This window comes from Polaromonas sp., from assembly GCF_029945895.1.
Taxonomy (GTDB): Bacteria; Pseudomonadota; Gammaproteobacteria; order Burkholderiales; family Burkholderiaceae_C; genus Polaromonas.
In genome coordinates this window covers 51,456-58,105 of sequence record NZ_JAQSDL010000030.1, presented here as the reverse complement: position 1 = coordinate 58,105, position 6,650 = coordinate 51,456, and the positions used below count along the sequence as shown (strand labels likewise).

Here is a 6,650-nt window from a genome sequence, read left to right as displayed (position 1 = left end):
GCCGAAGGCGAGTTCGAGCGAGACCCCGCTTTTACCGAGCACCGCAGGTTGCCCGTAGCGAAGCGGAGGGACCCAGACCATCGGGTCGCCTTTCTTTTGCTTCCTTTTCTTTGGCGACGCAAAGAAAAGGGAGTCGCTCGCCGGGGCGAGACCCGGCTTGTTTGAACACCCACCGAAGCGCAAGCTTGCACCGGCTTCGCCCTTCGACAAGCTCAGGACAGGCCAGGCTCAGCCCGAACGGCGTATGACCCTGTTTGCGCTGAATCAGCACAACAGCAAGTCCTTCCCGGATAATGTTTTTCAAATATCAGGAGACGCCCGTGACGGATGCAGAACAGCCTCTTTCCTCGCTCAACGCCGACTTGAGTCCGTCGAGCAGCCTGCTGGCCAATTTGCGCCAGGAACTGATGCGGCATCCGCCCTTTGCGCAGATGCAGGCCGGCGACGTGGATTTTTTCCTGAGCCATGCGCGGCAAAACTACTTCGCTCCGGAGGAGATCCTGATCGAACCCGACAGCGGGCCGGTCACCGAATTGTTTTTCATCCGCCAGGGTGCGGTGATCGGCGAGCGCGGACTGGCCGAGCTGTCGGGCGGCGCTTTTCACTACGAACCCGGCGAGTTGTTTCCCGTCAGCGCGGCGCTGGCGCAGCGCGCAGTGACGGCGTCCTACCGCGCTGTGGCCGACACCTTTGTGCTGGCCCTGCCACTGGAGTCGATGCATGCGCTGGCCGTGATGAGCCCGCCGTTTGCCGACTTCCTGAACCGGCGCATCCTGAAGTTTCTGGACCTGTCGCGGCGCGCCCTGCAGGTGGCTTATGCCTCGCAGGCGCTGGCCGAGCAGTCGCTGGAGACACCGCTGGGAGACGTCGCGCGCCAGGCGCCGGTGAGTTGCCCGCCCGACACGCCACTGCGCGATGCGCTCGCCCGGATGCACCAGCAACGCATCGGCTCCATGCTTGTGACCGACGAGGGGGGCCGGCCGCTGGGCATTCTCACGCGTTATGACATTCTGGGCCGGGTCACGCTGGCGGCGTTGCCACTGGACGCGCCAATCGCGCAGGCCATGGTGCAGCCAGTGCTGAGCCTGAGCCACGAACACACGGCGCTGGACGCGGCCCTCCTGATGAGCAAACACGGCATCCGCCATGTGCCGGTCACGCGCGACGGTGTGGCCGTGGGCATGGTGTCGGAGCGCGACCTGTTTGCCATGCAGCGCCTGAGCCTCAAGCAGGTCAGTACCTCGATCCGTTCTGCCGCCGACGTGGAGATGCTCAAGATCGTGGCGCAGGACATCCGGCGTTTTGCGCACAGCCTGCTGGGCCAGGGGGTGCATGCGCGCCAGCTCACGGCGCTGATCAGCCACCTCAACGATGTGCTCACCCTGCGGCTGCTGGAGATCAAGGCCGGGGAGCACGGCATCGACCTGAGCCGCCTGTGCTGGCTGGCGCTGGGCTCGGAAGGGCGCAGCGAGCAGACCATCGCAACCGACCAGGACAACGCGCTGATCCTGCCCGACGACACCACGCCGGCCCAGCGCGAGGCCGCGCTGCGTTTTGCCCGGGAGGTCAATGTGGCGCTCGACGCCTGCGGCTACCCGCTGTGCAAGGGCGGAATCATGGCCAGCGAGCCGGCCTGCTGCCTGACCCTGCGCGAGTGGCGCGAACGTTTTGCGCACTGGATCGAGCACGGTGCGCCCGGGGATTTGCTCAATGCGAGCATTTACTTCGACTTTCGGCCCCTGGCCGGTGATGCGCGCCTGGCCGGCAGCCTGCGCCAGGAGGTCAGCGAGTCGGCGCGCCGCGCGCCGCGTTTCATCAAGCAGCTGGCGACCAATGCGCTGATGCACAGTCCGCCGCTGAACTGGACCGGCAGCATCGCAGTGGACGACGGCGGCATGATCGACCTCAAGCTGCAGGGCGCAGCGATTTTTGTCGACGTCGCCCGCATTTATTCGCTCAGCCGCGGCGTGACGGCCACCAACACCCGGGAGCGGCTGGATGCCGTCGGCCTGCTGCTCGGGTTGGCCCCGTCCGAGTACCAGGCCTGGGTCAGCGGTTTCGAGTTCCTGCAGACCCTGCGGCTGCGCGTGCAACTCGAAGGTACGGCATCGCCGCAGCAGCCGAATCACCTCAAAGTGGACCGCCTGAACGACATCGACCGGCGCATCCTGCGCGAGTCGTTTCGCGTGGCGCGCTCGCTGCAGCAGCGCCTGCAGCTGGACTACGAGCGATGAGCTGGGCGGACTGGCTGAAAAGGCCCTTCGCCGCGCTGGCCGCCACGGATGAAGCGCGCTGGGTGGTGCTCGATGTGGAGACCAGCGGGCTGGACCCGCAGCGCGACCAGTTGCTGGCGATTGCCGCCATTGCCGTGCAGGTGGACTGGACGGCCAGGCGTCTGAGCATCCTGCCTGGCGACAGCTTCGAGGTGGTGCTGCGCCAGTCTTCGGTGGCTTCAGCGAAAGACAACATCCTGCTGCACGGCATTGGGCTGCAGCGCCAGAGTGAAGGCGTGCCGCCCGATCAGGCCCTGCGCGCCTTTGCGGACTTCATCGGCAACTCGCCGCTGCTGGCCTTTCATGCTCCCTTCGACCAGGCCATGATTGGCCGGCATGTCCTGCAGCACCTGGGCGCGGGGTTGACGAACCGCTGGGTGGACATTGAGCAGCTGTGCGCCGTGACCCATGAGAAGGTGAAGGCCCGCGCGCTGGACGAATGGATGGCCCATTTCGGCATCATCTGCGCGCCCCGGCACCAGGCAGCGGCCGACACGCTGGCCGAGTGCGAACTGCTGCTGCGCATCTGGCCGCGCATGGCAGGGCAATGCCACTCCTGGCGCGATGTGGAAAAACTCGCCGCGCATCAGCGCTGGATCGCCCGGGCTTAGTACTGCAACCCGAAACTATCGAAACATGAAAGCGCGCCTTCGCACCCATGGCGGCGTTGCCATCCTTGCGAAGGCGTACAGCCTTCGCTGCGGCTTGCGCCTTGCCTTGGGCACGAAGTCATCACTTTCATTTTGTTTCGCTACTTCCGGGCCGCAGTACCAGGCCGGGCACGGTTGGCGCGCGGCGGATAAGATCGCCGCTTGAATTCGCAGGCTTTGCTCGCCGAGCACGGAGTTTTATGCCATTTTTACAATCCCTTCCGGTCTCGGCGCAAGCCATCGGCTTGCTGCTGCTGTCCAACGTCTTCATGACCTTTGCCTGGTACGGCCACCTGAAGAACCTGGCGACTTCGCCCTGGTACATCGCGGCGCTGGTGAGCTGGGGCATTGCGCTGTTCGAGTACCTGCTGCAGGTGCCGGGCAACCGCATCGGCTTCACCATGTACAACATCGGGCAGCTCAAGATCATGCAGGAGGTCATCACTCTCACCGTGTTTGTCCCTTTTGCCGTTTTCTACCTCAACGAGCCGCTCAAGCTCGACTACCTGTGGGCGGCGCTGTGCATGGTGGGCGCGGTGTATTTCATTTTCCGCTCCGCCTGACCCGGGACTGCTCTTTATTCAAGCCGGGGCCGCGGGACTGGCTTCGCCAGCCCGCAGGCGCAGCGACCCCCTCGGGGGCAGGGCGCTTGCGCGTTGTGAGCAACCGTGGGGGCTTGTTACACTCCCGGGAGTCACAAATCTGTCATATATAACTGACATGTACCCCCGAGGAGTGGAAGATGCTGTTTGGCAAACTGTTGCCGCGTGAAGGCAATTTTTTCGAGTTGTTCAACCAGCATGCGGATCGCATCGTGGAGGCCGCTCGCGCGTTCTCCAACCTGGTGGCCAACTACAACGATGTGCAAAAGCGCGAAGCCTACAACCGGGAGGTTGACAACGCCGAACGTGCGGCCGACCGGATCACGCAGGAGGTCAACCGCATGCTGCACAAGACCTTCATCACGCCGATCGACCGCGAGCAGATCCATTCGCTGATCAACACCATGGACGATGTCTGCGACCTGATCCAGGACTCGGCCGAAACCATGGCGCTGTACGACGTGCGCCACATGACCGAGGAGATCGTGCGCCTGACCGACCTCAGCGTCAAATGCTGCGAGCGCCTGAAAGACGCGGTCGCCCTGATCGACAAGCTCAGTGACGCCGCCACGGCCGAGGCGGCCCTGAAGACCTGCGAGGAAATCGACAAGCTCGAGTCCGATGCCGACCGCGTCATGCGCTCGGCCATGAGCAAGCTGTTTCGCGAAGAGCCCGATGTGCGTGAAGTCATCAAGCTCAAGGCGATTTACGAGCTGCTGGAGACCATCACGGACAAGTGCGAGGACGTGGCCAACCTGATCGAGGGCATCGTCCTCGAAAACTCCTGAACATGGAGACCGTACAGACGGCCCTGTGGGTGGTGGTGATGCTGGTCATTCTGGCTGTGGCCTTCGACTTCATGAATGGTTTTCATGATGCGGCCAACTCGATTGCCACCGTGGTCTCGACCGGCGTGCTCAAGCCCGGGCAGGCGGTGCTGTTTGCGGCTTCGTTCAATTTCATCGCCATTTTCGTTTTTCACCTCAGCGTGGCGGCCACCGTGGGCAAGGGCATCGTGCAGCCCGGAATTGTGGACACCCATGTGGTGTTTGGGGCGCTGATAGGCGCCATCAGCTGGAACCTGGTGACCTGGTACTACGGCATTCCAAGCAGTTCCTCGCATGCGCTGATTGGTGGCATCGTCGGTGCGGTGATGGCCAAGTCGGGTGCCGGCGCACTGATAGCCGGAGGCATCCTGAAAACCGTGGCCTTCATTTTTGTCTCACCGCTGCTGGGCTTTTTGCTGGGCTCCCTGATGATGGTGCTGGTGGCCTGGGTCTGCCGCCGCGCCACGCCGTCGCGCGTGGACCGCTGGTTCCGGCGCCTGCAACTCGTTTCTGCCGGCGCTTACAGCCTGGGCCACGGCGGCAACGATGCGCAAAAAACCATCGGCATCATCTGGATGCTGCTGATTGCCACCGGCTACACCTCAGCCAGCGACAGCGCTCCGCCGACCTGGGCGATTGTCAGTTGCTATATTGCGATTGCAGCGGGGACCATGTTCGGCGGCTGGCGCATCGTTAAAACCATGGGCCAGAAAATCACCAAGCTCAAGCCGGTAGGCGGCTTCTGCGCGGAAACCGGCGGCGCCATCACCTTGTTTCTGGCCACCGGCCTGGGCATTCCGGTGTCGACCACCCACACCATCACAGGCGCCATTGTCGGCGTGGGCTCGACCCAGCGCGCCTCCGCGGTGCGCTGGGGCGTGGCCGGCAACATTGTCTGGGCCTGGATTTTCACCATCCCGGCCTCGGCCTTTGTGGCCGCCATTGCTTACTGGGTCAGCCTGCAGCTTTTTTAGGGTGACGCGCTGTTGAACTTGTGGTCGCTGCCCCTTCAAGCAGGGGCCGCGGATCTGGCTCTGCCAGTCCGCAGGCGCAGCGACCCCCTCGGGGGGCAGGGCGCTTGCGCGTTGTGAGCAACCGTGGGGGCCCTCATTGGCTGATCTTGCGCGCTTCCTCGACCTGGTATTCAAAGTAGCGCTGGAAGCTGAACACGATGCTGGACATCAGCGCAATCGTGCCGAACAGCAGGGCCAGGATCACGACCGCCATGGTGATCCAGTTGGTTTTGCCGCAGGCACTGTCCGGCGCAGCCGCCGGGTTGTGTCTGGCATTCCATTTTTCGGGCGCCATCAGGCCGTAATAAATCGCCGTCAGCGCCGTGGCCGCCAGCGTGAAACCCAGCAGCGGCACCAGCACCCACGCCAGTTGGTCGTCCTGGCCGTAAAGCCGCACCCGCTGAACGCCCCACCAGCCCAAGGCTGCAGTCGCAGGGTGCAGCCAGGCCAGCAGATCGCGCCAGCCGTAAAGGTAGAGGCGATGGATGCCCAACTGGCCGACGGCAAAAGCAAGCCAGGCGGCCAGTGTCTTGTTCTTGTTTTTCATGGGTGCGATCAGGCAGGGGTGGGTGGGGAAGAAGGGGGCGCGGCATCCACGGGCGGCGCGGTGTCGCCAGCGCCCAGTGTTTTCTGCATGATCACGATATCACGCCAGGCACCCATCTTCCAGCCGCAGGACTCGACGACGCCCACCAGCGTGAAGCCGAGCGCGCGGTGCAGGCCGACCGAGCCCGCGTTGGCCGAGTCGCCGATGATGGCCATGACCTTGCGGATGCCGGCAGCCTCGCAGCGCGCCAGCAATTCGCTCAGCAGGGCACGGCCCAGGCCTTTGCCCTGCTGGCCGGGTGCCAGGTAAATCGAATCCTCCACCGAATACCGGTAGGCCGGCCGCGGCTTGAACCAGTTGCCGTAGGCAAAACCGACCACCTCGCCACCCACTTCGGCGACCAGATAGGGCAGGCCCTTGGACAACACGTCGGCACGGCGCGTAGCCATGTCCGTCACGCTGGGCGCTTCGGTTTCAAAGGTGCCGGTGCCATGGAGCACGTGGTGGGCGTAAATGGCCGTGATGGCCGGCAAATCGGTTTCAAGGCTGGCTCTCAGGTGGGTCATGGTGTGCCAAAAATGGGTTGCAAGGGCGTTGGGTGAATGCAGCGGGCGGGACAGCGGCAGACCGCGGGTTATAATCTGCGGCTTTGCAGCATTTCGCTGGCCGGGTGCCATGTCGTGTGTCTCAAGCGCTGCAGGAACATTTTGGGGTGATTTTTTTTCACCTCACCACCCG

Annotated in this window: 8 protein-coding genes; 5 read left to right on the top strand and 3 right to left on the bottom strand. The window is 63.7% G+C overall.

The genetic code is table 11. The annotated features are described in order from the left end of the window. A partial coding sequence (locus tag PSV33_RS03800) for a hypothetical protein (RefSeq protein ID WP_300558862.1) occupies positions 1-210 on the bottom strand: 210 nt, incomplete at its 3' end. Positions 211-320: 110 nt separating this feature from the next. Between PSV33_RS03800 and PSV33_RS03795 the strand changes: the two genes are divergently transcribed. The 5 genes from PSV33_RS03795 (at position 321) to PSV33_RS03775 (ending at position 5,326) form a co-directional block, all read left to right on the top strand. Further along, positions 321-2,234 (top strand): DUF294 nucleotidyltransferase-like domain-containing protein, encoded by a 1,914-nt coding sequence (locus tag PSV33_RS03795; protein WP_300558860.1) that lies wholly within the window; start codon positions 321-323, stop codon positions 2,232-2,234. Then, the gene (locus PSV33_RS03790; protein ID WP_300558858.1) at positions 2,231-2,884 is read left to right on the top strand and encodes a 3'-5' exonuclease; all 654 of its coding nucleotides are present in this window, start codon (positions 2,231-2,233) and stop codon (positions 2,882-2,884) included. The genes PSV33_RS03795 and PSV33_RS03790 overlap by 4 nt, the downstream gene beginning before the upstream one ends. A 239-nt stretch (positions 2,885-3,123) precedes the next feature. Beyond that, the gene (locus tag PSV33_RS03785; RefSeq protein WP_300558856.1) at positions 3,124-3,486 is read left to right on the top strand and encodes a DMT family protein; all 363 of its coding nucleotides are present in this window, start codon (positions 3,124-3,126) and stop codon (positions 3,484-3,486) included. Between the two features lie 179 nt (positions 3,487-3,665). Next, the gene (locus tag PSV33_RS03780) at positions 3,666-4,313 is read left to right on the top strand and encodes a DUF47 domain-containing protein (RefSeq protein WP_300558854.1); all 648 of its coding nucleotides are present in this window, start codon (positions 3,666-3,668) and stop codon (positions 4,311-4,313) included. A gap of 2 nt (positions 4,314-4,315) precedes the next feature. Beyond that, positions 4,316-5,326, top strand: coding sequence for an inorganic phosphate transporter (locus PSV33_RS03775; RefSeq protein WP_300558852.1), 1,011 nt, complete (start codon positions 4,316-4,318; stop codon positions 5,324-5,326). A 133-nt stretch (positions 5,327-5,459) separates the two neighbouring features. Here the strand turns inward: PSV33_RS03775 and PSV33_RS03770 are convergent, their stop codons facing one another. Beyond that, positions 5,460-5,912, bottom strand: coding sequence for a hypothetical protein (locus PSV33_RS03770; RefSeq protein WP_300558850.1), 453 nt, complete (start codon positions 5,910-5,912; stop codon positions 5,460-5,462). Positions 5,913-5,920: 8 nt separating this feature from the next. After that, on the bottom strand, positions 5,921-6,478 hold the full coding sequence (locus PSV33_RS03765) for a GNAT family N-acetyltransferase (protein WP_300558849.1): 558 nt from the start codon (positions 6,476-6,478) through the stop codon (positions 5,921-5,923). Positions 6,479-6,650: the final 172 nt, after the last annotated feature.